The sequence below is a fragment of the Flavobacterium sp. KMS genome (assembly GCF_000813005.1).
Lineage (GTDB): Bacteria > Bacteroidota > Bacteroidia > Flavobacteriales > Flavobacteriaceae > Flavobacterium.
In genome coordinates, this window is sequence record NZ_JSYP01000057.1 from 1 (window position 1) to 1,524 (window position 1,524).

General features: G+C 38.9%; 1 protein-coding gene. It reads left to right on the top strand.

The features are described from left to right. Positions 1-1,524 (top strand): Ig-like domain-containing protein (locus tag OA93_RS23960; RefSeq protein WP_039116801.1); only part of this gene is annotated, 1,524 nt, incomplete at both ends.

The window sequence follows — 1,524 nt, forward strand, 5'->3', positions numbered from 1 at the left end:
AAACTCTGGAACATATACTAATACTTGGAAAGCTACTGATGTTTGTAATAATGTATCAGCTGTATTTACTCAAACAATTACAATTCAAGATACAACAGTTCCTACTTGGACAACGGCTCCAACGGCTCTTAATGTAACTTTACAATGTAGCGATACCGCAGGATTAACTGCTGCGCAAGCTAATGCTCCTGTGGCAACTGATAATTGTGGTGGAACGGTAACGTATACTAAAATTTCTGGTGCTTTTGTAGCTGGAACTTGTGCAAATTCTGGAACTTATACTAATACTTGGAAAGCTACCGATGTCTGTAATAATGTATCAACTGTATTTACTCAAACAATTACAATTCAAGATACAACGGCTCCTACATGGACAACTGCTCCTGCATCTCTTGATGTAACACTACAATGTAGTGATACTGCAGGGTTAAATGCAGCTCAAGCGAATGCTCCTGTAGCAACTGATAATTGCGGCGGAACGGTAACTTATACTAAAGTAAGTGGTCAATTTCAAGGAGGTAATTGCGGAAGCACAGGAACTTACACCAATACCTGGACAGCTACTGATGTTTGTACTAATATCTCAACAATCTTTACTCAGGTAATTACTGTTCAAGATACAGCTATTCCAATTTGGATTACACAAGCAGGAACATTAGATATTACATTACAATGTAGTGATGTTACTGGATTGACAACAGCACAAAATCAAGCACCAACTGCAACTGCAAATTGTTCAATCGTTACTTATACCAAAACTAGCGGTCTGTTTGTAGCTTCTCAATCTTGTGCAAATGCCGGAACGTATACTAACACTTGGGTTGCCAAAGATGATTGTGGTAATATTACCGATGCTTTCACGCAAGTGATAACTATCGAAGATACTACTAAACCTACTTGGACTACTCTAGTTGGAAGTTTGGATATAACTATTCAATGTAGTGATGCTGCTGGATTAACTACTGCGCAAGCAAGTGTTCCTACTGCAACTGATAATTGCGATAGCGATGTAACTAATATCGTTAAAACTAGCGGACAATTCGTTGCTTCTCAATCTTGTGGTAATGCAGGAACTTATACTAATACCTGGACGGTTAAAGATGAATGTGGTAATACTTCTGACACTTTCACGCAAGTGATAACCATCGAAGATACTACTAAACCTACTTGGACTACTCTAGCTGGAAGTCTGGATATAACTATCCAATGTAGTGATGCTGCAGGTTTAACTTCTGCGCAAGCTAACGCTCCTACTGCAACTGATAATTGTGATAGCGATGTAACTAATATCGTTAAAACTAGCGGGCAATTCGTTGCTTCTCAATCTTGTGGTAACTCTGGTACTTATACTAATACGTGGACGGTTAAAGATGAATGTGGTAATACTTCTGACACTTTCACGCAAGTGATAACCATCGAAGATACTACTAAACCTACTTGGACTACTCTAGTTGGAAGTTTGGATATAACTATCCAATGTAGTGATGCTGCAGGATTAACTACTGCGCAAGCGAATGCTCCTGT